The following is a 23,620-nucleotide window of genomic DNA, read 5'->3' as shown; positions in this document are numbered from 1 at the left end:
CCGCCATACACTCGCAAGGAGACCTCGCCGAGATCTCTGAGGAGATGGAATCATGGACTCGCCCGTCGCTCGCGTGAAGCAGGCTGCGCCTCCGCTACCGTCGGCATGGGAGGACGACGGCGGTCGGTCCGTCCTGAGGTTCGCGGGTGTCGCGATGCGCCTGCGCACGCTCGCGCTAGCGATCATCGGAACGATCCTCATCGGCGCCCCGTTCGGCATCGCGCTGATCTTCGTCTTCAACGACATCGCGCACATCCCCGCCCGCGGCGCGAGCGTCGTCGCAGGAACCCTCATCGGCATCCCACTCACCTTGCTGCTCATGCTGATCGTGCGTCGCCGCACCAGGACATGCACCGTCTCGTTCGGCTCTGACGAACTGCAGGTCGAGATCGACGGCGGGCAGCGCACGGTGATCGCATACCAAGACCTGACGTTCCTCCGCTGGGTCTGCGATACCGAGTATGCGCGCATCGTGATCCACAGAGAAGACGGCGTCTCCGCGTCCGTGCTCGCCGGTGTCGCCAGAGTCCCGAAAGGACAATCCCCGACACTCCCGTCGTTGCCCGCTCAGGTGATCCTACGGCTCGAAGAGGCGGGCCTCTCCCCGCGGAAGGGCCGGCGGATCGGCATCACCAGCTTCCGCCGCGAGAGCTCCGCTGAACGTTCAGAAGGCGACCACGTTAGCAGCGCGTAGGGGCACGGGCTCACCGAGCGGTTCCAGAGCCCCTGTGGCGTCGAGCACGTCGCCTGCGGGGGCGATGGCGAAGCTGGTCGGTCCGGCGATGCCGCGGGATTCGTGGCCGATGAGCGAGAGCCGCCCGGAGCCGGAGTCGACGCGGTACGTGGCGATCGTCTGCGATCCGCGGTTGGACGCGTAGAGGAACCGGCCGGATGGGTGCAGCGCGATTTCCGCTGCGCTCTGGGGTCCGCTGTGTCCTTCCGGGGGCGGGGGCGATCATCTGCACGATCTCCCCGATGGCGCCCATGTCCGGGTCCTCCGAAGCGAAGCTGGGTGAACTGGCGGAACCTCCAACGCGCGTCCGCGCGGGCGGACACCTCGATCTCTCGCACCGCATCGTCCAGGCTACGTTCCGGCGTTTGCGCAAGAAGGCGCGCCACAAGAAGCACATCGATGTCCCCTATAAGATCCTCGAGGCTGAACCGTCCCGTCCCTGCTCCGACGTGCTGCGCGATCCAAGCGCGTACGTTGCCGGGACTCCCCGCGTTCTCGAAATGCTCGTGTCGCCGTTGCGGCGAGGCTACTAGGACGTGTTGATCAAGGCTGGTTTGGTTGATTTTCTGGCTGCGGGGGCCAGTAACGTTGAGGGGTGACAGATGTTCTGATCGCCGCTCAGGATGCGCTGCGCTCCGCTGGGTGGGAGTACCATCCTGCGGCGGTGCCTGCGTCGTTGCCCGAGCGGCTCGACACGCTACCGGCTGATGTTGTTTCGTGGGTATCGTCCTTCACCCTCCTGGCGAGCCCGGACGAGACCTCCTGGTTCCTTTGCGTCGCGGACTTTGCTGATGCGAGTGACAGTGCGTATGCGTGGAACGAGTTCGAACTCCTGAGCCGTGATTCGGCTTTGACATCTGACGAGCTTGAAGCGATTTCGTCGTTTTGGGCGTCTCATCGCCCGATTCTCATGTCCGTACGCGATGGCGAGTATGCATACCTTGCTGTGCGTACTGACGGGGTTGTCGTCTACGGGGCCGAACCCGAGTTCGAAAAAGCCCTTCCCGTCGCGGATAGTTTCACCAGACTGCTGGAGATGATTGCTCGGGGGGTCATCTCAGACGATAACGTCCACTCGCTGCTGTTTGATCACAGGGATTGAACGGGGCGTCGCTTGTCGCCCCATCAACGCGAATTCGTCGACGCTGTGGGCGTTGTCCGGTGAGTAGCCATCTTCGGACATGCCCTAGCTGGGGCGCAGCGAGACGATGATCGCGGCCGGTCGCACCGGGGACCCGGATCGCATTCAGCGTCTCAGCAAGCATGATGGTGTCCGTTACCTGACCTCCAGTGAGAACGAACGCCAGCGGTCGGCCTTTGCCGTCACAGACCAAGTGTGTCTTCGTCGTCAGCCCGCCGCGGGAACGCCCGATCGCATGGTCAGGCGGCAAGTCGTCGGGCGGCAGCCCCGAGGGCAAGGAGCCGGGACGGCGCAAGGCCGTCGATGCGGAGGAGCTCCTCGACCGGATGCCCGAGAAGGGCCGCAAGAAGGACAAGAAGAAGCCGAAGCGCTGACGGGAGCGATGTCCGCGGCCGGGACTACCCTGACGACATGTGCGCGAGCTACGGCCTCGATCCCCGATTCACCGACTCCGAGCTCATCGACGCCGCCGACGAGGCGCTGCTCGAAGAGCTGAGGGTCTGGGCGGAGAAGAACGCCGGAGAGACGCTGCGTCCCACCGGCCGCAACCTGCAGAACCTCAACCCCCTCGTCGCCCCCGGTGACGAGGGGCCCGCGCTGCTCCCCGGCTGGTGGGGCTTCCTCGTCGACGGCGCTCCCGCACGGTTCCCCTCGATCAACACGCGTTCGGAGCGACTGCAGGATCGCCCCGGCGGATTGCGCTCCCGGGCGATCGTGCCCTCGACGGGATGGTTCGAGCTGCAGAAGCCCCAGCGGGTGTGGCACGAGTTCGGGCTCGGGGCGGGCGTGCTGTTCGGAATGGCGGCCGTCACCCAGCGCGGTCGCGCCGCGGACGGCGGCTGGCACACCTGCTACTCCGTCGTCATGCGTCCGGCGCCGCCGCAGGTTGCGCACATCCACGACCGCGTCCCGCTGCTCATCCCGCCGGACTTCGCCGGCGACTGGCTCGACGGCGAAGGGACCAGGGAGCTCATCGACGAGGCGCTGCTCGCCGCGGCGGCGATCGACGAGCGCATCACGGTCGAGCCCCGCGACGACGACAAGGGCGACGGGATGCTCTTCTGACCGTCTGAGGTCAGTGCGCGTGGGCGTGCGTGCGACGGCGTGCGCGGCGCGCATCCCACCAGCGGTGGAAGGCGCGCAGGAGGAACGCGACGACATGGCGCAGCGCGATGCCGGCCGCCCCCGCGAGAACCGCGATCAGCGCGATCCGGGGGTCACCGAGGTCGAGGTCGAAGATCCTGCGCCCGAGCGGGGTGAGGATCACGGTCAGCATCCCGCCGATCATGGCGCCGACGAGGACGACCTTCCACGGACGGTACGGACGCGCCACGGACAGCAGCACCGAGAAGGCGACGATGATGAGCGCGGTGAAGCTGGCGGTCGACGTCGCCACCTGGTGCTCCGGCCCGCCGCCCGCCACCGACCGCGCCACCAGGTAGGCGCCGTAGGCGGCCGCAGCAGCGCCGAACCCGCCGGGGATCGCCGCGTCGAGCACGCGCTGCACGAAGCCGTCCTTCGCGCGCGCGGTGTTCGGGGCGAGTGCGAGGAAGAATGCCGGGATGCCGATCGTGAACCACGAGATCAGCGTCACGTGCCGGGGCAGGAACGGGAAGGGCACGGCGGTGAGGGCGATCGCGAGCGCGAGCAGGATCGAGTAGAGGGTCTTGGTGAGGAACAGGGTCGCGACGCGCTCGATGTTGCCGATCACGCGACGGCCCTCGGCGACGACGTGGGGAAGCGTGGCGAACGAGTTGTCCAGGAGCACGATGCGGGCGACGGCGCGGGCCGCGGGCGAGCCGGATCCCATCGCCACGCCGACGTCGGCGTCCTTGAGGGCGAGCACGTCGTTGACGCCGTCGCCGGTCATCGCGACGGTGCGCCCGTCGCCCTGGAGCGCGTGCACGATCGCGCGCTTCTGCGTCGGAGTCACCCTGCCGAACGTCGAGTGGTCCCGGATCGCGGCGTCGAATCCCTCCGCGTCGACGTCGAGCCGACGCGCGTCGATCGCCGCCTCCGCCCCGGGGATGCCGACGCCCGCGGCGATCGCGGACACCGCCGCCGGGTTGTCCCCGGAGACCACCTTGAGATCGACGCCCTGGTCGGCGAAGTAGGCGATCGCGCCGGGCGCCTCGGCACGGAGGCGCTGGTCCAGCTCGATGAGGGCGGTGGCGACGAGGCCGCCCGGCAGACCGTCCTCCGGCAGCGGCTCCGCGGTGCGGGCGAGGGCGAGCACCCGGATGCCCTCGACGGCGAGCGCGTCGCTGCGCTCCCGCATCTCGCCTTCACCGAGCAGCACATCGGGGGCGCCGAGCACCCAGGTGCCGGCATCCGTGCTCTGCACCGCCGCCCACTTGCGCGCGGAGGAGAACGCGATCGTGCGTTCGACCGGCAGCGGATCCGCCTCCACCGCTTCGAGGATCGCGAGCATGCTGGCGTTCGGCTTGCCCTCCGCGCCACCGATCGCGGCGAGCGCACGGCGCACGAGCGCAGCGTCGGCGTCCGCTGCATCGATCGCGCGCACCTTCATGCCGTCCTCGGTGAGCGTGCCGGTCTTGTCGGTGCAGACCACGTCCACGCGCGCCAGCTGCTCGATCGCCGGAAGGTCCTGCACCAGGCAGTTGCGCCGGCCGAGGCGGATCACGCCCACGGCCATCGCGACGCTCGTCATCAGCACGAGCCCTTCGGGCACCATCGGCACGAGGGCGGCGACGAGCCCGCGGATCGCCTGGGTCCAGGGCTGTTCGTTGCCCCAAACCTGGTTGAAGATCGTGAGCAGCCCCACCGGCACCAGCAGCCATGTGACGTAGAGGAGGATGCGGTCGATGCCCTGTCTCAGCTGGGACGACGGCTTCCGGAAGGAGGACGCCTCCTTCGCGAGGCGGCTCGCATACGCGTGCTCGCCGACGGCCGTGGCACGGAAGCGCGCGGATCCGGCGGCAACGAAGCTACCCGACATCACGGTGGATCCGATCTCGCCGACGACGGCCTCGGACTCTCCGGTGAGGAGGGATTCGTCGACTTCGAACCCGACGGCCTCGACGACCTCGCCATCGACCGGGATCTGATCGCCCGAGGCGACGAGCACGATGTCCCCGAGCACGATCTCGCTCGCATCGATCTCGCTCTCGCCCTCGGCCCGCTCGACGCGGGCGGGGGCACGATTGAGCAGAGCCAGCCGGTCCAGCGTCCGCTTGGCGCGGATCTCCTGCACCATCCCGACGACGCTGTTGACGATGATCAGCAGCGCGAACATGCCGTCGATCAGGTAGCCCGTGCCGAGGATCATCAGGAAAAGCACGAAATAGATGAGGTTGATCCGCGTGAAGACGTTGCTGCGGATGATGTCGCCGAAGCTGCGGCTGGTGCGGTCCTCGACCGTGTTCACCTCGCCGCGGGCGATCCGCTCCGCGACGTCCGCGGCAGTGAGAGGCGCGTATCGCGTCACCGCATCTCCCCTCCGAATCGAGCCGTCCTCACCCTACCGGGCGCGCCCTCCTAAACGGCTGGCCGGACGTGGATGCCCGTGGCGTGCCGTTTGGCCGTGGACGTGGAGGGTGCTTCGATGGCGGGATGGGGATGACCTGGCGGTTCCGGCCGAGCTCCGCCGCGGACGCGGCGTGGATGGCCGAGCTCCGCGCCGAGGTGCTGCGCACGGACCTGGAACGCGTGGGGGTGTTCGACGAGCAGAGGGTGCGGACGCGGTTCCTCGACGCCTTCGTCCCCGCGCACACCCGGGTGGTCGTCGCCGACGGGCAGGACGCGGGGCTCGTCGCGGTACGCCCGGAGGATGGCGCGCTGTGGATCGAGCACTTCTATCTCTCGCCGCGCTTCCAGGGACGTGGTCTGGGTGGGGAGGTGCTGGCCCGGATCCTACGGGAGGAGAGCGGACGCGCGGAGGCCTTCCGCCTGAACGTCCTGCAGGGCAGCGCCGCGAGGCGCCTGTACGACCGGCACGGCTTCCTCCCCTATGCGGAGGACGCCGTCGACGTCTTCATGGAGCGGGAGGCGAAGACTCCGGAACGTGCGTCCGGGGCATGTACCACTCCGTGAACTCCTCGGCCCGGCCCTCGTCGTCGAGCTGCACGATCCAGAGGTTCAGGTAGTCGCGCTCCGCCGGATAGGCCGTGTACCCCTGGACGACGAGCCAGCCCGCGTCCTCCCTGAGGATCCGCCAGCGGAACGTCCACGTCCCCGGCTCGTCGAAGTCCTCGAGCCATCCGTCCACGATCGCGTCCCTGCCGACCCTCGGCTCGGAGTCCGGACTGGAGAAGTACCGGGCGTTCTCGCCGAAGAGCGCGCCGATCCGCTCGGGATCGTTGGAACGCCACGCCTCGACGTACCCGGCCACCCAGTTCTCGCCTGCGCTCGTCATAGGAGCCTGCCTACTCCTCGCGCGCGGCAGCGTCAATGACACCGCGCCGCGACGTATCTCGGAGCCGACTACGGGACTCGAACCCGTAACCACCTGTTTACAAGACAGGTGCGCTACCAATTGCGCCAAGTCGGCGGGCGGCGCCGGGGCGCCGTGCTCCAGCCTCGATTGTAGGGCACGGGCGTCCACCCTCCCTGAGGACGGACGGTTGCGATGTCGGCGGCGCGGGGCAGACTGGATCCGTGCCGCCCCGTCTTCCCGTCCGCCGCATCGAGATGCATGCGCTCTCCCCCGCGCCGCTCGACGAATGGCCGGCGACGCTCCCACCCGTACGGCAGCTGCTCCGGGACGGGCTCGACCTGGGCCCGGTCACCGTGCTCACCGGGGAGAACGGCAGCGGCAAGTCGACGCTCATCGAAGGCATCGCAGTGGCCTTCGGGATGAACCCGGAGGGCGGGTCGACCGGCGCGACGCACCGCACGCGCGCGAGCGAGTCCGACCTCTCCGAGCACCTGCAGCTGGTCCGGGACGCCGGGGCGTCTCGGCGCGGCTTCTTCCTCCGCGCCGAGACGATGCACGGCTTCTACACGTATCTCGAGGAGGTCGGCATCGGCGGCCCCCTCCACACGCGCAGTCACGGGGAGTCGTTCCTCGACCTCGTCGACGAGCGGGAGCGCATCACGGGGCTGTGGATGCTCGACGAGCCGGAGTCGGCGCTGTCCGTCTCCGGCTGCCTGGCCCTGATCGCGAAGCTGCGCGACTTCGTGTCCCGCGGCTCGCAGGTCATCCTGTCCACCCACTCGCCCATCCTGGCCGCGTATCCAGGGGCGACGCTCTACGAGGTCGGCGACTGGGGTCTGCGCCGCTGCGAGTACGACGACCTCGATCTGGTGCGCACGTGGCGCAGCTTCCTCGACTCGCCGGAGAGGTACCTGCGGCACCTCTCGCCCTGATCCGACCGTCAGTCGGTCGCGGGGTCGTCCGTCGCCGGCGGCGTCGTGGCCCCAGGCGTGGGGGTCGACGTCGGCGTGGGGGTCGGCGTCGGAGTGGACGTGCCGTAGTAGGCGTCGCTCGACAGCGTGAGGATGAACTGCGAGAACTCCGCCGGGTCCTTCATCGAGCCGACGTAGGTCTGGCCGTTCGCGACGATCATCGGCGCATCGCCGAGGACCGCCTTCTTCGTGCCGGGCAGCGGCCCCTCGGTCGCGCGGGCCGTGGCGTCCTTGGCCCAGGAGATGAAATCGCCGTTCTGGATGCAGGAGCGCACCTTCTTGGCGTTGTCCACGCCCACGGCGCCGGCCAGGTCGGCCAGTTCGGTGTCGCTGCGCCCGTCACTGTCGACGGCGGGCTGCGAGGTGAGCAGCTCGTGGTTGTAGTCGTAGAAGTGCTTCGGCGCGTAGGTCGCGACGCAGGCGGACGCCGCCGCCGCGCGCAGCGAGTACTTCGTGCCGTTCGAGCTGGCGGTGAGGAGCGCCACCGGGTGGTAGGTGACCTTGACCGCGCCCTCGGAGATCCAGCCGGCCAGCTGGCGGGCGTTGGCCCGCTCGAACTCCCCCGCGCCCGGAGACAGGTAGTCCACGTAGATGTGGATGTCGACGGCGTCGGCGGCCGACTTCTCCGTTCCGAGCGCGTCGGCGGTCTGCGTGGCGCCCGGCGTGGGCGTCGGGGCCGGCTGCTGCTGCGGCGTCGACACCGAGACCTCGGTCACCGGCACGCCGTCGCCGTCCATGCCGGAGGGCTGCAGCAGCGGCTTCGACACCGTCGAGCCGACCGCCCAGGCGACGGCGGTCCCGATCGCCCCGACCGCCACGACGGCGACCAGGCCGATGATGATCCGACGCATCAGACGCGCACGGGACTGCTGGGCGTGCACCTGCTGCGCCTTCTCCCGCACCGCGTCGCGCGAAGCGCTGGCTGCGGGGACGTTCGGCGTTTCGTCGCTCGACATCGTTCCTCTTGAGAGTTCGGGTTGGGGGTGGGCGCCCCCGTCCGCCGGAAGCGGCACCGGATTCGATGTTAACCAGGCAGCCTGAGAAATACCCAGACAACGGCTTCCATGCAATACTGATCTCGGCCCGATGAGGGGCCACGGCGGGGCAATCCGCCGCTTCCATTCACAACGGATCGTCCGGCACGTACCTGCCGGTGAAGGAGAAACCGATGGCAACCGTAACTTTCGACGACGCCACCCGCCTCTACCCCGGCGGCACCCGCCCCGCGGTCGACAAGCTGAACATCGAGATCGCCGACGGCGAGTTCCTCGTTCTCGTCGGCCCCTCCGGTTGCGGAAAGTCCACCTCGCTGCGCATGCTCGCCGGCCTCGAAGAGGTCAACGCCGGCCGCATCCTCATCGGCGACCGCGACGTCACCGACGTCCCGCCGAAGGACCGCGACATCGCGATGGTGTTCCAGAACTACGCGCTGTACCCGCACATGACCGTCGCCGAGAACATGGGCTTCGCCCTGAAGATCGCCGGCGTCGGCAAGGAGGAGCGTGCGGCCCGCGTGCTCGAGGCCGCGAAGCTGCTCGACCTCGAGGAGTATCTCACCCGCAAGCCGAAGGCCCTCTCGGGCGGTCAGCGTCAGCGCGTCGCCATGGGTCGCGCGATCGTCCGCCAGCCGCAGGTGTTCCTCATGGACGAGCCGCTGTCGAACCTCGACGCCAAGCTCCGCGTCCAGACCCGTACCCAGATCGCCTCGCTGCAGCGCCGTCTCGGCGTCACCACGGTCTACGTCACCCACGACCAGACCGAGGCCCTCACCATGGGTGACCGCATCGCCGTGCTCAAGGACGGCCTCCTGCAGCAGGTCGGCTCGCCGCGCGACCTGTACGAGAACCCGAGCAACGTCTTCGTCGCGGGCTTCATCGGCTCGCCGGCGATGAACCTGTTCCCCGTCGACCTCGCCGAGGGCGGCATCCGCTTCGGCTCCAAGGTCGTCCCGACCGAGGCCTCCGCCACCGGCAAGGCCAGCGGCAACCAGGTCACCATCGGCATCCGCCCCGAGGACATCGTGGTCTCCCCCGAGGACGGCCAGGGCCTCGAGGTCACGGTCGACCTGGTCGAGGAGCTCGGCGCCGACGGCTACCTGTACGGCCACTCGGAGATCGACGGCAAGCGCACCGACATCGTCGCGCGCGTCGACGGCCGCCGTCACCCGAACGCGGGCGACAAGATCACCCTCGCGCCGGTCCAGGGTCACGTGCACCTGTTCGACATCGAGTCGGGCGAGCGCCTGAACGAGAAGCCGATCGTCTCGGCCTGACCACCGGCCAGACAGATAACGCAGTCCTTCGCGGCGCGGGTCGACCACACGGTCGCCCGCGCCGCGTCGTCTCCCGGGAGGTTTCATGTCGGACGCCCTGCGGATCACCGCAAGCACGGTCGACCCCGGTCTGCTCGGCCTGCCGTGGGCGATCCCGCTGGCGAAGTGGCCGAGCGAGCACATCGTCTCGCTGCCGAAGGGCCTCTCCCGGCACCTGGTGCGCTTCGCCGACCTGTCCGGACGTGTCGTCGCCGTGAAGGAGACGACCGCCGAGATGGCGCAGCGCGAGTACGACATGCTCGGGAACCTCGCCCGGCTCGACGTCCCCTGCGTGAGCAGGGTCGCCGTGATCGCCGGGAGGACGGATGCCGAGGGGCGGCCGCTGCCCGCCGCGCTCGTCACCTCGCACCTGAGGTTCTCCATGCCCTATCGCGCGCTGTTCACGCGCGTGCTGCGACCCGACACCGCCACCCGTCTCGTCGACGCGCTGGCCCTGCTGCTCGTGCGGCTGCACAACGTCGGCTTCTACTGGGGCGACGTCTCGCTGTCGAACACGCTGTTCCGCCGTGACGCCGGGGCGTTCGCGGCCTATCTCGTCGACGCCGAGACGGGAGAGCTGCACGAGGAGGGGCTGACCGACGGGCAGCGCGCCTACGATCTCGATCTCGCCCGCACCAACATCGCCGGCGAGATCCTCGACCTCGCCGCGGGTGGCCGCCTCGAACGCGGCGTCGACGCGGTCGCGATCGCCGACGGCATCGTCTCCTCCTACACGGCGCTGTGGGCGGCGCTCACCGACGAGGAGTCGTTCTCCGCGAACGAGACCTGGCGCATCACCGAGCGGGTGGAGCGACTGAACGCCCTCGGCTTCGACATCGACGAGATGTCGATGAACACCACGGCCGACGGGGCGGTCGTGCACATCCAGCCGAAGGTGGTGGACGCCGGGCACCATCAGCGGCGCCTCATCCGCCTCACCGGCCTCGACGTCGAGGAGAACCAAGCCCGGCGCCTGCTCAACGATCTCGACGAGTTCCGTGCACGTTCGTCCAAACACTGGGCCGACGAGGAGATGTACGCCCACGAGTGGCTCACCCGCGTGTTCGAGCCCGTCGTGCGCGCGATCCCCTACGACCTGCGCGCGAAGCTGGAGCCGGCGGAGGTCTTCCACCAGGTGCTCGAGCATCGCTGGTACCTGTCTCAGGCGCAGGGGCGCTCGGTGCCGCTCGCCGAGGTGCTGACGAGCTACATCAACGAGGTGCTGCGACATCGCCGCGACGAGGCGACCATCATGGGCCCGCCGACCGAGACGATGAGCCTGCCCGTCGTGACCGGAGCGGTCGAGGTGTCGGACGACAGCGGCTCGATCGACTGGCGCGATCTGGTGTGACCGCTCGCCCTGCGGCGGCGACGCTCTCTGTGCAGAAGCGCCGATGAGCGCGCCTCCAGGATGCGCTCATCGGCGGCCTGCCGCGGATGCGGTCGTGCTCAGTAGCCGACGGTGAAGCGGTCGCGGTGGTGCTTCGGGGCCTCGATCTCGTCGACGACGGCGATCGCGAAGTCGGCGCCGGAGATGAACGAGCCCCCTTCTTCGTCGCGCACCACCACGGCACCCCCAGTGCGGTAGCCGCCGGTGCGCTCCCCCTCCGCCCACGGCCCGAAGACCTCGGCCGGGTGGATGAGGAACCAGTCGAGCGACGCGTCGGACTGCTGGAGCAGCTCGAGGGAGTCGACGCCCACCTGCGCCTCGTGCTTGTACTCCTCGGGGAAGTCGAGGTCGATCAGGCGAGGCCCGCCCTCCGCGCTCAGGCTGCCTCCGGCGCCGCCCACGACGCCGAGTCGCGTCGGGGTGCCGGCGAGCTTCGCGATGAGGCCGCGCAGCACGTCGAGCACCGCGTTCTCCATGTCGCCGCGCGGCGACAGCGACGAGACCACGGCGTCGGCGCCGGCGAACACGTCGCCGAGGGCGTCCAGGTCGAGCACGGAGCCCTGCACGTAGACGACGCCGTCGATAGGCGCCTCCGGTGCGCGGCGGGAGATCACGGTGACCTCGTTGCCGCGGCTGACGGCCTCCCGGGCGATGTGCGCTCCGGCGTAGCCGGTTCCTCCGATGACGACGATGCGGGACATGGTGATTCCTCTCCTCAGAGCTGATCCGGCCGGGTCATCGGCCGGAGGCGTGCGCGCCGATCAGCGGCGCACCGGTGGAAACGCCGTGCTCCCGATGCCCATTCCTCGGGTGGGAATCCGTGCACTCTCAGTCAAGCGCGGCGCGCAGCGTCGACACCTGGTAGAGCGCGACGGAGGCGGCGATCCCCGCGTTCAGCGACTCGGTGGCCGCGGAGATCGGGATCGAGACGATCTGGTCGCACGTCTCGGTGACGAGCCGCGAGAGGCCCTTGCCCTCGGAGCCCACCACGATCACGACCGGGCGGTCCGCCAGCTCGAGCGCCGGCAGAGCGACGTCTCCCTCGCCGTCGAGCCCCAGCACGAACACGCCCTGCTTCTTGAACTCCTTGAGCTGCGTGGTGAGGTTCGCGGCGAGCGCGACGGGGAGACGTGCCGCGGCTCCCGCGCTGGTCTTCCACGCGGCGGAGTTCACGCTCGCCGAGCGGCGCTGCGGCAGGATGATGCCGTGGCCGCCGAAGGCCGCGGCCGAACGGATGATCGCCCCGAGGTTGCGCGGATCGGTGATGCCGTCGAGAGCGATGAACAGCGGGGTCTCCCCGCGGTCGATCACCTGCTCGAGAAGGTCCTGCGGGTGCGCGTACTCGTACGGCGGCACCTTGAGCGCGACGCCCTGATGCACACCGTCGAAGCCGGCCATCCGGTCGAGCTCCTGCCGGGTGACCTCGAGCACAGGGATCTCGCGGTGCCGCGCGATCGCCAGCATCTCCTTCACACGGTCGTCCATCTCCACCCGCTGGGCGATGTACATCGTCGTCGCCGGGATCTTCGCACGCAGCGCCTCGAGCACCGAGTTGCGTCCGGTGACGGTCTCGGTGTCGTCGGTCGACTTGGCGCGCGACTGCCGGTTGACGTTCCCCGGCTGCGGACGCTGACCGGGGCGGCCCTTGCCGCCGGCCGCGGAATAGCGCTCCTGGGCGGCCTTGCGCTTGCCGGCGACGTGCCAACTGCGGTCCTCGGCCTTGGGTGTGGGCCCCTTGCCCTCGAGCGCCTTGCGGCCGTTGCCGCCGGTGCCCTTGGTGGCGCCCTTCTTCTTGCTGTTGCCCGCTCCCGGGCGGCCAGGCTTAGCCATCGATGCTCCAATGCGTTCCGTCCGGAGTGTCCTCCAGAGTGATGCCCGCCGCGCCGATCGCATCGCGGATGCGGTCGGCGGCGGGCCAGTCCTTGTCAGCGCGCGCCTGCGCACGCTGGGTGATCATCTCCTGAACGAGCGCATCGAGCGCGGACGCCGCCGCACCTGCGCCGTCCGTGCGCCACTGCGGGGTGTTCGGATTGATGCCGAGGACGTTCGTCATGAGGATGACGTCCATCACGTCCTGCTTCGCCTCCTCGTTCCTGCCGGCATCGAGGAGGGCGTTGCCCGAGCGGATGCTGCCGTGGATCGCGGCGAGCGCGCGGGGAACGGCCAGGTCGTCGTCCATCGCCTCGACGAACTCGGTCGGCAGTCCTTCACGCCACTGCGACATGCCGGGGTTGGCGAGACGCTGCCCGCGTTCCAGGAACGAGCGGATGCGCCCGAGAGCCGTCTCGGCCTCGGCCCAGGACGACTCCGACAGGTCGAGCCCCGAGCGGTAGTGCGCCGCCGCGAGCGCGTAGCGGACGACGAGCGGATCGTGGTCGGCGAGCACGTCGGCGGCGAGGGTGAAGTTGCCGAGCGACTTCGACATCTTCTGCCCGGCGACCGTCACGAGCCCGTTGTGCACCCAGTACCGCGCGAAGCCGTCGCCCGCCGCGGTGGACTGGGCGAGCTCGTTCTCGTGGTGGGGGAAGCGCAGGTCCAGGCCTCCGCCGTGGATGTCGAACTCGGGGCCGAGGTAGCGCCGCGACATCGCCGAGCACTCGATGTGCCACCCCGGGCGTCCCGGGCCCCAGGGCGAGTCCCACACCGCATCGGCGGGCTCCCCGGGCTTGGCGCCCTTCCAGAGCGCGAAGTCCTGCGGAGCGCGCTTGCCGCGCGGGTCGGCGTCCTCCGCCGCCTCCATCGCGTCCACCGACTGATGCGTCAGCGCACCGTAGGCGGGCCAGGAGCGCACATCGAAGTAGACGTCGCCCGATCCGTCCGGCGCGGGGTAGGCGTGACCGCGCTCGATGAGCCGGGCGATGAGCTCGTGCATCTGCGGCATGAACCCGGTCGCCCGGGGCTCATACGTCGGAGGGAGGATGCCCACCGCGGCATAGGCGCGGGAGAACTCCTGCTCCATCCGGTAGGCGAGCGCCCACCACGGCTCGGAATCGGTGGCGTTCACGAGCACCTTGTCATCGATGTCGGTGACGTTGCGCACGAAGGTGACGCGTCCGTACCTGTTCGCCAGCCAACGCCGCAGCAGGTCGAAGCTCAGGGCCGCGCGGACGTGACCGATGTGCGGACCGGACTGCACGGTCGGCCCGCAGACGTACATCGTCACGTTCGAGTCGTCGAGCGGGACGAAGTCGCGCAGCTGCTGGGCGCGGGTGTCGTACAGGCGGAGGGTCACCGCTCTAGCGTACCGGGGCGCTCCTGACCGATTGCAGCGACGAGGGCCACGGCGGTGGCGGCGATCCCCTCGGCCCGGCCGCTGAACCCGAGCCCGTCGGTCGTGGTGGCCGAGACCGATACGGGCGCGCCGCCGAGGGCCGCCGAGAGCACTCCCTCGGCCTCGGCACGGCGGGGGCTGAAGCGCGGGCGGTTCCCCTGGAACTGCACGGACACGTTGCCGATCGCGTAGCCGGCCGCGGCGAGGATCTCGCGGGTGCGCGACAGGAACACCGCTCCGTGCGCCCCGGCGTACTCCGGATGCGAGGTGCCGAAGTGCTCGCCGATGTCGCCGAGCCCGGCCGCGGCGAGGAGCGCGTCCACGATCGCATGGGCCACGACATCGCCGTCGGAGTGCCCGGAGAGCGCGGGCTCCCCCGGCCACTCGAGCCCGGCGAGCCAGAGCACCCCGTCCCCGCCGAAGGCGTGCACATCCGTGCCGACGCCCACGCGAGGAAGCACCGCCGCCGGGCGCGGGGCGGTGTGGGGGGCCGCGGGCGCGGAGCCGATCAGGTGGCGGGCACGTTCGAGGTCGGCGCCGGTGGTGATCTTGAACGCGCGCTCCGAGCCGGGGATCCGGCGCACCCCGTGCCCGGCCGCGGCGAACAGGGCCGCATCGTCGGTGTACTCGGCGCCGGAGGCGAGGGCGGCGGCGTAGGACGCCTCCAGCGCGGCGCGCGGGAAGCCCTGCGGCGTCTGGGCGGCGGCGAGCACGGCGCGGTCCACGGCGGCCACGACGAGGTCGTCGTCCACCTTCTTCAGGGTGTCGACCACCGGGAGGGCGGGGATCACACCCGTGCGCTCGTCCACCGCCGCGACGACGGCGTCGATGAGCGAGGAGGGCGTGAGCGCACGGGCGGCGTCGTGCACGAGCACCGTGCGCACATCGCCCCAGAGCGCCGCGAGCCCAGCCGCCACCGAGGACTGCCGGGTCTCCCCTCCGGTGACGACGACGCCGAGATCGGCGCGGTCACCGCCCGCGGCCCGCAGCTCCGCCTCGGCCTCGCCCTCACGCCCCACGGGCGCCACGACGATCACCTGCAACGGATCGGCCGCGAACACGCCCTCGAGCGCGTGGGCGAGGATCGACCGCTCGTCGATGCCCACGAAGGCCTTCGGCGCCCCCGCGCCCAGGCGAGTGCCGGAGCCGGCGGCGACGACGATGATCGCGGCGGAGGGGACGGGGATGAGGGTCACGCTCACACGCTACCCTCCACGGCATCCGCTCGGCGGCGACGCATGTTCCCTATTGCGTCAAGTACTTGATCTGATACAGTACTTGACATGACCAAAGAGGATGCCTTCGCGGCGGACCTGCTGCGCGGCCACACGGACACGATCGTGCTCGGCGTGCTGCGCGGCGGCGAGCGCTACGGATTCGAGATCTACAAGGCGATCCGCGATGCGACCGGCGGCGACCACGAGATCAAGGAGGCGACCCTGTACGCCACCTACCGCCGGCTCGAGAAGGACGGCCTCGTCGAGTCGTCCTGGGGCGACGAGACGCAGGGCGGCCGTCGCAAGTACTACAGGATCACCGATGCCGGCCGCGCGGTCTACCGCGGCAACGTCGCGGCCTGGGTCGCCACCCGCCGCATCATCGACGCACTCCTGGACGTGAAGGAAGAGAACTCATGAACACCGACATCCACCGCCTCCTCGACGAGGCGTTCGCCGGGATCGAGATGACCCCCGACGCACAGGACCTCAAGGAGGAGATCCGGGCGAACCTCTCCGCCCAGGTCGACGAGCTGGTCGCGGGCGGCGCCTCCCCCGCAGACGCCGCCCGCCAGGCGGTCGCCGAGCTCGGCGACGTGCGCGCGCTGCTCGACGAGGCGGTCGGGGAGACCGGCGGGCGCGCCCCGTCCGGCTACACCGCCCTGGCGCTGCGCCACCGCGTCCGGCCCAAGCCGGGCTTCGTCGTGCGCGCCACGGTCTGGTCGCTCATGATCGTCGTGGGCGTCGTGCTCGCGGTGCTCGGCGCCACACACGTGATCACCGTTCCGGCCGGCCCGCTCATCGCCTTCCTCGGGGTCGCCTCCACCGGGCTCTGGCTCCTGGTCGGTGACTCGCTGTCCCAGGAGACCACCACCAACCACCCGATGCCCGAGACCCGCGCGGCCGGCTACGGGGTGGCGAGCTTCCTCGCCCTGTTCGGCCTCGGGTTCGCCGGGCTGGTCGGACTCCAGGCACTCCCCGTCTGGTGCGTGGTCTTCGCCGCCCTCGGCGTGATCGCCTCGATCATCCTGTTCGCCTTCCTCGGAGCGACGCAGACCAATCGGCACAAGGCGTGGACCCGTATGGTGCACCACGACACCCCGCCGAACCGGTTCGAGCGCGAGCCGGAGACCGCCGCGCGCTTCGGCATCTACACCGCCGTGCTCTGGATCGTGACCTTTGCGATCATCGCCGTGCTCGTCTTCACCGTCGGATGGTGGTGGGCGCCGGTCGCCTTCGTCGGCGGGTTCGCCGCGATGATGCTGCTGCTCGCCCGCATGCTGTTCCGCCCCGAGAAGAGGGACTGACCGGCGCCGCCGGCACCTCCCACCCGTTTCGCGAGACCGTCTGAAAGACCCATTCGAAAGAAGGGATGTCCCGTCATGCCCGAAAACAGCCCCGCCGTCGTCGCAGAAGACCTCGTGAAGGTCTATCGCGGCAGAAGCCGCCGCCCCGCGGTGCGCGCCCTCGACGACCTCTCCTTCTCCGTTCCACCGGGGCGCGTGTTCGGCCTCCTCGGCCCCAACGGCGCAGGGAAGTCGACCACCACCAAGATCCTCACGACCCTCTCCCGCCCCACCGGCGGACGGGCCGTCGTCGCCGGGCACGACGTCGCCTCGGAGGCGGCCGCCGTGCGCAGCGCGATCGGCTACGTCTCGCAGGGCGCCGCCACCGACCCGCACCTGACAGCGGCCGAGAACCTCGTCATCGCCGCCAGGATGCGTGGCGCCACCACCGTGGACGCCCGGTCGCGGGCCACGCACCTCCTCGACGAGTTCGCCCTCGCCGACGCCGCGGACCGCCCGGTGAAGACGTTCTCCGGCGGGATGCGACGACGGCTCGACGTGGCCGCCGCACTCGTCCACCGCCCTCGCGTGCTCTTCCTCGACGAGCCCACGACCGGGCTCGACCCCGAGGCGCGGGCGGCGATGTGGAACGAGATCCGCCGGCTCTCCGCCGAGGAGTCGCTCACCGTCATCCTCACCACGCACTACATGGAGGAGGCCGATCGCCTCGCCCATGAGCTGCTGCTCGTCGACCGTGGCACGGCGGTGGCACAGGGAACGCCCGAGGAGCTCAAGGCGGCTCTGCACGGCGACACCGTGCGGGTCGCCCTGGTCGAGCCGGACGCCGAGAGCGTGCGCGCGGCCGCGAGGACGGTCCCCGCGCTCCGCGACGTCGTCGTCGAGGCCGCCGGCGTCGGCGGACAGCTCATCGCCCGCGTCGACGACGCATCGGCGGCGGTCGGCCAGGTGATCTCCGCGCTCGACGCCGCCGGCATCCGCTATGCGCAGGTCTCCGCCTCGCACCCCACCCTCGACGACGTGTACCTGCACTTCGTCGGCCACACGTTCGGAGGCGACGCCGTCTCCGCCGCAGAGGAGGTCGCCGCATGAGCGCCATCACCGCCCCGGCCACCGCGCCCGGATGGCTGACCCAGACGGGCCAGGTCTTCCGCCGCTGGTCGCTCGTCTCGATCCGGGAGGCCTGGGGCCCGATCATGAGCCTCATCCAGCCGGTCATCTGGATCCTGCTGTTCGGGCAGGTGTTCCACGCCCTCGGCGCGCTGCCTCAGTTCGGCTCGCAGGGGTACATCGGCTATCTGGTGCCGGGCATCCTCATGATGACCGTGCTGTACTCGGGCGCCTGGGCCGGCACCGGCTTCATCGAGGACATCGACTCCGGCGTGATGGACCAGTACCTCACCTCGCCGCTGTCGCGCTCGTCGATCGTCGCCGGGCAGCTCGCGCAGCAGCTGGTGATCAACCTGCTGCAGTCCGTGGTGGTGCTCGGCATCGGCTGGCTGGGCGGGGCCCGCTATCCGGGCGGCTTCCTCGGGATGCTCGCCGCCGTCGGCGTGGCGACGCTGCTCGCGGCGATCTTCTGCAGCGCCTCGGCCGCCGTGGCGCTGACCGCGCGCAGCCAGATCGCGCTGATCAGCCTCTCGCAGCTGATCGTGCTGCCGGCGACCTTCCTCTCGACCACGATGATGCCCGCCGCCGCGATGCCGGAGTGGGTGCAGAACGTCGCGCGCTGGAACCCGATGACCTGGGCCGTCGAGCTCGGGCGGGGCGGCCTCACCGGCGCCTACCCCGCCGCGGGCTGGTGGCAGGCGGCCGGCCTCCTCGCCCTGGCGGTGCTCGCCTTCATCTGGTCGGTGCGGGCCATCCGCAACTATCAGCGGTCGATCTGACCGGAGCACAGAGAAAATGAGGGAGGGCGGACGCCGAAGCATCCGCCCTCCCTCACGACTCCGTCAGGAGGCGAGCACCTCGTCGAGCAGCTCGCCGGCCTTGTCCTCGTCGATCTTCTCGGCGAGCGCGAGCTCGGAGATGAGGATCTGCCGGGCCTTGGCCAGCATCCGCTTCTCCCCCGCGGACAGGCCGCGGTCCTGATCGCGGCGCCAGAGGTCGCGCACGACCTCGCTGACCTTGATGACGTCGCCCGATGCGAGCTTCTCGAGGTTCGCCTTGTAGCGGCGCGACCAGTTGGTCGGCTCCTCGGTGAACGGGGCGCGGAGCACCTCGAACACGTGGTCGAGCCCCTCCTTGCCGATCACGTCGCGCACGCCGACCAGGTCGACGTTCTCTGCGGGAACCTCGATGATCAGATCGCCCTGGGTGACGTTGAGCTTCAGATACTTCTTGGTCTCACCCTTGATGATGCGGTCTTTGACCTCGATGATCGTCGCGGCCCCGTGGTGCGGATAGACGACGGTCTCGCCAACCTCAAAAAGCATAAAAACGTGTCCTTTCGGCGATCTCCAGGATACCACAGCGAATATGCACTAAGGTTTGCCCCCGCATCCGGCGACCGCGCTCCGGGGAAGGCTCCCGCACCCACTAGACTTGTCGCGGACCATCGACTGCACCTCAGGAGGATCCGTGAAATCGCGCCTTGCTGCGTCCATCGCTCTCTGCGCCGTCGCCCTGTTCGGCACCACGGGCTGCACCTTCATCACACACCAGGCGAGCACCATCGCGTACTCGGCCTCCGACGGCGTCAACATCAACGACGAGTCGGGCCCCGTGAAGGTGCGCAACGCGATGATCATCGCGAACGAGGACGGCTCGGTCGGCAACTTCGTCGCCGGCATCATCAACGACACCGACTCGTCGCAGACCCTCCACATCACGGTGGGCGACCTCCCGGCGATCGCCGTGAAGGTGCCCGCCGGCGGCAGCCTCAAGCTCGGCGCCGACGAGGAGCCGCTGCGCATCGACGGACTCGACGTCAAGGCGGGAGCCAACGTCAAGGTCTTCTTCCAGTCAGGCGACTCCACCGGCCGCGCCGACGAGGTCCCCGTGCTCGACGGCGCCCTGCCGTACTACGCCGACCTCGTGCCCACCGAGGCGCCGACCCCGCTGCCGACCGAGACGGACAAGCCGACGTCGTAGCATCCACGAGCTCCGAAGAAGAGGAGGCCGGCGCCCTGGGCGCTGGCCTCCTCTTCATCTCGGCCTCGTCAGCCCTCGAAGCGGTACCCGAGACCGCGGACCGTGACCAGCATCACCGGCTCCGAGGGGTTCTCCTCGATACGGGAGCGGATGCGCTTGATGTGCACGTCGAGGGTCTTCGTGTCGCCGAAGTAGTCACTCCCCCACACCCGGTCGATCAGCTGACCGCGGGTGAGCACGCGACCGGAGTTGCGCATCAGCACCTCGAGCAGCTCGAACTCCTTCAGCGGCATGTTGATCTGCTCACCGCCGACCGCGACCGTGTGCCGGTCGATGTCCAGGCTCACCCGGCCGCCCTCGAGCACCCGCTCGTCGAGCTCGCTCTCGGCCTGCACCACCCGGCGCAGCACCGCGCGCATGCGCGCCAGCAGCTCCCGGGATGAGTACGGCTTGGTGATGTAGTCATCCGCCCCGAGCTCGAGGCCCACCACGATGTCGACCTCCGAGTCCTTCGCGGTGAGCATGATGATCGGCACGGAGGACGTCTGGCGGATCTGCTTGCAGACCTCGGTCCCCGGCATCCCCGGGAGCATGAGGTCGAGGAGGACGATGTCCGCCCCGCGCTCCCGGAACGCCGCGAGAGCGCCCGGGCCGTCCTCGGCGATCTCCACCTCGTAGCCCTCGCGGCGCAGCAGATAGGCGAGCGGATCCGCGAGATCGGGCTCGTCCTCGACGAGAAGGATGCGGGTCATGCTTTCTCTCCGTTCCGGGTGCGCGCCTGCCCCTTGGCGGCCTTGCGCGCCCGCTTCTTCTTGGACTTCTTCTTGCCGGGATCGACGACGTCCGGGGCGTCGATCCGCGGAAGGCGGATGGTGAAGGTGGAGCCGCGGCCGGGCCGCGACCAGAGCCGCACCTCGCCGCCGTGGCGCTGGGTGGCGTGCTTGACGATCGAGAGACCGAGGCCCGTGCCTCCGGTGCGGCGGGATCGTGCCTCGTCTGCGCGGTAGAAGCGCTCGAAGATGCGCTCGCGGTCCTCTTCGGCGATCCCGATCCCCTGATCGGTGACGGCGATCTCGACGACCTCGCCGTCCGCCTTCACGCCGATCCCCACACGGGAGCCCTTCGGCGAATACGCGATCGCGTTGGCCAGCAGGTTGCCGATCGCCTCGACGAGGATCTGCGCGTCACCCCGCACCCATACGCCCCGGTCGCCGCCGCGGGCCAGCTCGACCGCCGCCGAGTCCGCCTGCACCGTGTGCGCCTCGAGCGACGAGGCGATCACCTCGTCGAGCGACACCGGCGTCACCTCGGTGAGACCGTCGGCCGCCTGCAGCCGGGACAGGCTCATGATCCGGCCGGTGAGCTGGCCGAGCCTCGCAGCCTCGGCCAGGATCCGGGATGCGAAGACGCGCACCTGCGCGGGATCGTCCGCGGCCGACTCGATCGCCTCGGCGAGCAGGCTCACCGCACCCACCGGGGTCTTCAGCTCGTGGCTGGTGTTCGCCACGAAGTCGTTGCGCATCTGGTCGAGCCGCTCGCGCTCGGTGACGTCGCGGATGATCAGGAGCGTCAGGCGGGGCCCCATAGCGCTCGCGCGCGCGGACACCAGGCGCGGATCCAACCGCAGCCCGCCCCGCGACAGCCGCATGGTCTGCGTCTCGCTCGTCCCCGCCTGCCGCACCGAGCGCACCAGCTGCCGGAGGTCGGCGTTCTCCAGCACCGTGCCGACCTCGATGCCGAACCGGGCGGCGGCGTGCGACGCGGCGACGACCAGGCCCGAGGCGTCCATCACACAGGCCGCATCATCCATGCTCGCGAGCACCTCGGCGGCACCGTGCGGAACAGCGCTCGACGTCTCCTCCACCGCCTGCGCGCGCGCCCGGTACGCCCACCCGATCAGCAGCACCACACCGACGCCGATGACCGCTCCGACAGCGAGCGCGATCAGGGCGATCTGGGGGGAGGTCATCACTCAAGAGTAGAGCCCGTTCAGCCGCCGATCCCGCGCGTGGCCACGCCACGAGCGGGCGCACGGCCTAGTATTCACGTGTCGGGCACCGTTCGTTAACCTTCGACGGACACAATCGCCCTCGGGTCGTCGCGCCGCCCGCGCACGCGCCCTCCTCGGCCCCACGCCGACCCCACGACGAAAGGTTGCGCCGGAACATGCGCGAAGTCTTCCACCAGTCCCTCGAGGATCTGCAGGCCCGCCTGGTCGAGATCGCGAGCCTCGTCACCGTCTCGATCGACAAGGCCACCCGCGCGTTCGCGACCAGCGACGTGACCCTTGCGGAGGAGGTCATCGCCGACGACGCCAAGATCGACGAGCTCGCCGTCGTCCTCGACGAGCAGGCCATCGAGATCCTCGCCCGGCAGCAGCCGGTCGCCCGCGACCTGCGCATCGTCATCACCGCGCTCCGTGTGAGCGCATCGCTCGAGCGCATGGGCGACATGGCCGAGCACATCGCGCAGCTCGCGCGCCTGCGCTTCCCCGAGCGCGCCATCCCCAAGGGGCTCAAGAGCACCTTCACCCGGATGGGCGAACTGGACGTCGAGATCTCCAGCACCCTCACCGAGCTCCTCCGCACCCAGGATCTCCGCCTCGCCGACACCATCCGCAACGCGGACGACGACGTCGACGAGCTGCACGCCCGCGTCTTCGAGAAGGTGCTCAGCGACAACTGGAAGGGCGAGGCCACGGCGACCGTCGACGCCACGCTCGCCAGCCGCTACCACGAGCGCTTCGCCGACCACGCGGTGGCCGTCGCGAAGAAGGTCGTCTACCTCGCCACCGGCGACTGGGCCGTCGACGACGAGACCATCACCCTCGCCGCCGAGGCACAGGTCGCCGAGGCGGCTCCCGCCGACGAGTCCTGACGCAGACATGAGGAGGGGGCGGGTGCTGCGGCACCCGCCCCCTCCTCATGTCGTCGAGGCTTACTTCTTGCCCTGGGCGGCCACCGCGGCCGCGCCGGCGGCGGCGGCCTCCGGGTCGAGGTAGCGGCCGGGACCGGTCGGCACGTTGTCGTCGTCGAGCTCGTAGACCAGCGGGATGCCGGTGGGGATGTTCAGCTCCGCGATGTCGTCGTCGCTGATTCCCTCGAGGTGCTTCACGAGTCCGCGCAGCGAGTTGCCGTGCGCGGTGACCATCACGGTCTTGCCCGCCGCGAGGTCGGGCACGATCGCGCTCTCCCAGTAGGGCAGCAGACGGTCGATGACGAGCTTCAGCGACTCGGTACGCGGCACCTCGCCGTCGATCCCGGCGTATCGCGGGTCGTTCACCTGGCTGAACTCGCTCGCGTCGTCGAGGGGCGGCGGCGGAACGTCGAAGGAACGACGCCACAGCTGGAACTGCTCAGGGCCGAACTCCTCCAGCGTCTGCGCCTTGTCCTTGCCCTGCAGCGCTCCGTAGTGGCGCTCGTTGAGGCGCCACGAGCGCGTCACCGGGATCCACAGGCGGTCGGCGGCGTCGAGCGCGATGTCCGCGGTCTGGATCGCGCGGCTCAGCAGCGAGGTGTGCAGCACGTCGGGGAGGATGCCCGACTCCGCCAGCAGCTCGCCGCCGCGGCGGGCCTCGCCCTTGCCCTGGTCGGTCAGGCGGACGTCCACCCAGCCGGTGAAGAGGTTCAGCTCGTTCCATTCGCTCTGGCCGTGGCGGAGCAGGATCAGGGTGCGCGTCATGCCTTCAGCTTATCGAGGGACGTCGAAGGGGACGTCGAGGAAAGCCGAGGGCACGGAGAGGAAGGTACGGAGAGGAAGAGAGGGTCCCGGGCGCGGGGGTGCTCCCTGCACT

Annotated in this window: 24 protein-coding genes, 1 tRNA gene and 3 pseudogenes; 13 read left to right on the top strand and 15 right to left on the bottom strand. The window is 70.0% G+C overall.

Translation table 11 applies throughout. The annotated features are described in order from the left end of the window. Positions 1 to 52 precede the first annotated feature (52 nt). Positions 53 to 694: a hypothetical protein gene (locus tag ABWO84_RS07765; RefSeq protein ID WP_353113941.1), complete on the top strand. Its 642-nt coding sequence runs from the start codon at positions 53 to 55 to the stop codon at positions 692 to 694. On the opposite strand, the pseudogene ABWO84_RS07760 reads toward ABWO84_RS07765, so the two are convergent. Together ABWO84_RS07760 and ABWO84_RS15825 are read right to left on the bottom strand one after the other, a co-directional pair. Next, positions 665 to 931: pseudogene (locus tag ABWO84_RS07760) on the bottom strand (lactonase family protein); the annotation flags it as partial. The gene ABWO84_RS07765 and the pseudogene ABWO84_RS07760 overlap by 30 nt on opposite strands. A gap of 122 nt (positions 932 to 1,053) precedes the next feature. Beyond that, a pseudogene (locus tag ABWO84_RS15825) lies at positions 1,054 to 1,194 on the bottom strand (hypothetical protein); the annotation flags it as partial. Positions 1,195 to 1,328: 134 nt separating this feature from the next. On the opposite strand from ABWO84_RS15825, the gene ABWO84_RS07750 reads away from it, so the two are divergent. After that, positions 1,329 to 1,835 carry a hypothetical protein gene (locus tag ABWO84_RS07750; protein WP_353113939.1) on the top strand — a complete coding sequence of 169 codons (507 nt, stop codon included), beginning with the start codon at positions 1,329 to 1,331 and terminating at the stop codon, positions 1,833 to 1,835. 169 nt (positions 1,836 to 2,004) lie between these two features. Here ABWO84_RS07750 and ABWO84_RS07745 read toward each other — a convergent pair. Next, positions 2,005 to 2,112: pseudogene (locus ABWO84_RS07745) on the bottom strand (IS5/IS1182 family transposase); the annotation flags it as partial. 173 nt (positions 2,113 to 2,285) lie between these two features. On the opposite strand from ABWO84_RS07745, the gene ABWO84_RS07740 reads away from it, so the two are divergent. Next, positions 2,286 to 2,939, top strand: coding sequence for an SOS response-associated peptidase family protein (locus tag ABWO84_RS07740; RefSeq protein WP_353113938.1), 654 nt, complete (start codon positions 2,286 to 2,288; stop codon positions 2,937 to 2,939). A gap of 10 nt (positions 2,940 to 2,949) precedes the next feature. Here ABWO84_RS07740 and ABWO84_RS07735 read toward each other — a convergent pair whose 3' ends face one another. Further along, a complete protein-coding gene (locus tag ABWO84_RS07735; protein ID WP_353113937.1) occupies positions 2,950 to 5,322 on the bottom strand; it encodes an HAD-IC family P-type ATPase in 2,373 nt (790 codons plus the stop codon). Positions 5,323 to 5,447: 125 nt separating this feature from the next. Here ABWO84_RS07735 and ABWO84_RS07730 point away from each other — a divergent pair, with 125 nt between their 5' ends. Beyond that, entirely contained in the window at positions 5,448 to 5,927 is a 480-nt protein-coding gene (locus tag ABWO84_RS07730; protein WP_353113936.1) for a GNAT family N-acetyltransferase, read from the top strand. Here the strand turns inward: ABWO84_RS07730 and ABWO84_RS07725 are convergent. Both ABWO84_RS07725 and ABWO84_RS07720 read right to left on the bottom strand, forming a co-directional pair. Further along, entirely contained in the window at positions 5,869 to 6,249 is a 381-nt protein-coding gene (locus ABWO84_RS07725; protein WP_353113935.1) for a YybH family protein, read from the bottom strand. The genes ABWO84_RS07730 and ABWO84_RS07725 overlap by 59 nt on opposite strands. Positions 6,250 to 6,311: 62 nt before the next feature. Then, positions 6,312 to 6,384: transfer RNA gene (locus tag ABWO84_RS07720), tRNA-Thr, on the bottom strand. 140 nt (positions 6,385 to 6,524) lie between these two features. Here ABWO84_RS07720 and ABWO84_RS07715 point away from each other — a divergent pair. Further along, positions 6,525 to 7,202 carry an AAA family ATPase gene (locus ABWO84_RS07715; protein WP_353114000.1) on the top strand — a complete coding sequence of 226 codons (678 nt, stop codon included), beginning with the start codon at positions 6,525 to 6,527 and terminating at the stop codon, positions 7,200 to 7,202. A gap of 8 nt (positions 7,203 to 7,210) precedes the next feature. Here ABWO84_RS07715 and ABWO84_RS07710 read toward each other — a convergent pair whose 3' ends face one another. Then, complete coding sequence (locus tag ABWO84_RS07710; protein WP_353113934.1) at positions 7,211 to 8,197, bottom strand: DsbA family protein; 987 nt, start codon at positions 8,195 to 8,197, stop codon at positions 7,211 to 7,213. 212 nt (positions 8,198 to 8,409) lie between these two features. Here ABWO84_RS07710 and ABWO84_RS07705 point away from each other — a divergent pair, with 212 nt between their 5' ends. Both ABWO84_RS07705 and ABWO84_RS07700 read left to right on the top strand, forming a co-directional pair. Continuing rightward, the gene (locus ABWO84_RS07705) at positions 8,410 to 9,513 is read left to right on the top strand and encodes an ABC transporter ATP-binding protein (protein ID WP_353113933.1); all 1,104 of its coding nucleotides are present in this window, start codon (positions 8,410 to 8,412) and stop codon (positions 9,511 to 9,513) included. An 85-nt stretch (positions 9,514 to 9,598) separates the two neighbouring features. After that, positions 9,599 to 10,903 carry a DUF4032 domain-containing protein gene (locus ABWO84_RS07700; RefSeq protein WP_353113932.1) on the top strand — a complete coding sequence of 435 codons (1,305 nt, stop codon included), beginning with the start codon at positions 9,599 to 9,601 and terminating at the stop codon, positions 10,901 to 10,903. A gap of 98 nt (positions 10,904 to 11,001) precedes the next feature. Here the strand turns inward: ABWO84_RS07700 and ABWO84_RS07695 are convergent, their stop codons facing one another. The 4 genes from ABWO84_RS07695 to ispD all read right to left on the bottom strand — a co-directional run bounded on the left by ABWO84_RS07695 (position 11,002) and on the right by ispD (position 15,409). Next, entirely contained in the window at positions 11,002 to 11,643 is a 642-nt protein-coding gene (locus ABWO84_RS07695) for an NAD(P)-dependent oxidoreductase (protein WP_353113931.1), read from the bottom strand. 127 nt (positions 11,644 to 11,770) lie between these two features. Then, complete coding sequence (rlmB, locus tag ABWO84_RS07690) at positions 11,771 to 12,772, bottom strand: 23S rRNA (guanosine(2251)-2'-O)-methyltransferase RlmB (protein ID WP_353113930.1); 1,002 nt, start codon at positions 12,770 to 12,772, stop codon at positions 11,771 to 11,773. Beyond that, the gene (gene cysS, locus ABWO84_RS07685) at positions 12,765 to 14,174 is read right to left on the bottom strand and encodes a cysteine--tRNA ligase (protein ID WP_353113929.1); all 1,410 of its coding nucleotides are present in this window, start codon (positions 14,172 to 14,174) and stop codon (positions 12,765 to 12,767) included. Before cysS ends, rlmB begins: the two co-directional genes overlap by 8 nt. Then, on the bottom strand, positions 14,171 to 15,409 hold the full coding sequence (gene ispD / locus ABWO84_RS07680) for a 2-C-methyl-D-erythritol 4-phosphate cytidylyltransferase (protein ID WP_353113928.1): 1,239 nt from the start codon (positions 15,407 to 15,409) through the stop codon (positions 14,171 to 14,173). The genes cysS and ispD overlap by 4 nt, the downstream gene beginning before the upstream one ends. Positions 15,410 to 15,496: 87 nt before the next feature. Between ispD and ABWO84_RS07675 the strand changes: the two genes are divergently transcribed. The 4 genes from ABWO84_RS07675 to ABWO84_RS07660 all read left to right on the top strand — a co-directional run bounded on the left by ABWO84_RS07675 (position 15,497) and on the right by ABWO84_RS07660 (position 18,623). After that, positions 15,497 to 15,850, top strand: coding sequence for a PadR family transcriptional regulator (locus tag ABWO84_RS07675; RefSeq protein WP_353113927.1), 354 nt, complete (start codon positions 15,497 to 15,499; stop codon positions 15,848 to 15,850). After that, positions 15,847 to 16,737 (top strand): permease prefix domain 1-containing protein, encoded by an 891-nt coding sequence (locus ABWO84_RS07670; protein WP_353113926.1) that lies wholly within the window; start codon positions 15,847 to 15,849, stop codon positions 16,735 to 16,737. The genes ABWO84_RS07675 and ABWO84_RS07670 overlap by 4 nt, the downstream gene beginning before the upstream one ends. Before the next feature lie 75 nt (positions 16,738 to 16,812). Next, on the top strand, positions 16,813 to 17,826 hold the full coding sequence (locus tag ABWO84_RS07665; RefSeq protein WP_353113925.1) for an ABC transporter ATP-binding protein: 1,014 nt from the start codon (positions 16,813 to 16,815) through the stop codon (positions 17,824 to 17,826). Beyond that, positions 17,823 to 18,623, top strand: a complete 801-nt coding sequence (locus ABWO84_RS07660; RefSeq protein WP_353113924.1) for an ABC transporter permease — start codon at positions 17,823 to 17,825, stop codon at positions 18,621 to 18,623. The genes ABWO84_RS07665 and ABWO84_RS07660 overlap by 4 nt, the downstream gene beginning before the upstream one ends. Positions 18,624 to 18,686: 63 nt before the next feature. Here the strand turns inward: ABWO84_RS07660 and ABWO84_RS07655 are convergent, their stop codons facing one another. After that, complete coding sequence (locus ABWO84_RS07655) at positions 18,687 to 19,169, bottom strand: CarD family transcriptional regulator (protein WP_353113923.1); 483 nt, start codon at positions 19,167 to 19,169, stop codon at positions 18,687 to 18,689. A gap of 145 nt (positions 19,170 to 19,314) precedes the next feature. On the opposite strand from ABWO84_RS07655, the gene ABWO84_RS07650 reads away from it, so the two are divergent. After that, entirely contained in the window at positions 19,315 to 19,827 is a 513-nt protein-coding gene (locus ABWO84_RS07650) for a DNA modification methylase (RefSeq protein WP_353113922.1), read from the top strand. A 68-nt stretch (positions 19,828 to 19,895) separates the two neighbouring features. Here ABWO84_RS07650 and ABWO84_RS07645 read toward each other — a convergent pair whose 3' ends face one another. Beyond that, a complete protein-coding gene (locus ABWO84_RS07645) occupies positions 19,896 to 20,579 on the bottom strand; it encodes a response regulator (RefSeq protein WP_353113921.1) in 684 nt (227 codons plus the stop codon). Further along, a complete protein-coding gene (locus ABWO84_RS07640; protein WP_353113920.1) occupies positions 20,576 to 21,796 on the bottom strand; it encodes a sensor histidine kinase in 1,221 nt (406 codons plus the stop codon). The genes ABWO84_RS07645 and ABWO84_RS07640 overlap by 4 nt, the downstream gene beginning before the upstream one ends. Before the next feature lie 197 nt (positions 21,797 to 21,993). Between ABWO84_RS07640 and phoU the strand changes: the two genes are divergently transcribed. Next, complete coding sequence (phoU, locus tag ABWO84_RS07635; RefSeq protein ID WP_353113919.1) at positions 21,994 to 22,704, top strand: phosphate signaling complex protein PhoU; 711 nt, start codon at positions 21,994 to 21,996, stop codon at positions 22,702 to 22,704. Positions 22,705 to 22,764: 60 nt separating this feature from the next. On the opposite strand, the gene ABWO84_RS07630 is transcribed toward phoU, so the two are convergent. Beyond that, positions 22,765 to 23,508 carry a phosphoglyceromutase gene (locus tag ABWO84_RS07630; RefSeq protein ID WP_353113918.1) on the bottom strand — a complete coding sequence of 248 codons (744 nt, stop codon included), beginning with the start codon at positions 23,506 to 23,508 and terminating at the stop codon, positions 22,765 to 22,767. Between the last annotated feature and the right edge of the window lie 112 nt (positions 23,509 to 23,620).

Source organism: Microbacterium sp. (assembly GCF_040394595.1).
Classification (GTDB): Bacteria; Actinomycetota; Actinomycetes; order Actinomycetales; family Microbacteriaceae; genus Microbacterium.
The sequence above is the reverse complement of the archived record's forward strand: the minus strand, read 5'-3'. Positions and strand labels throughout refer to the sequence as shown.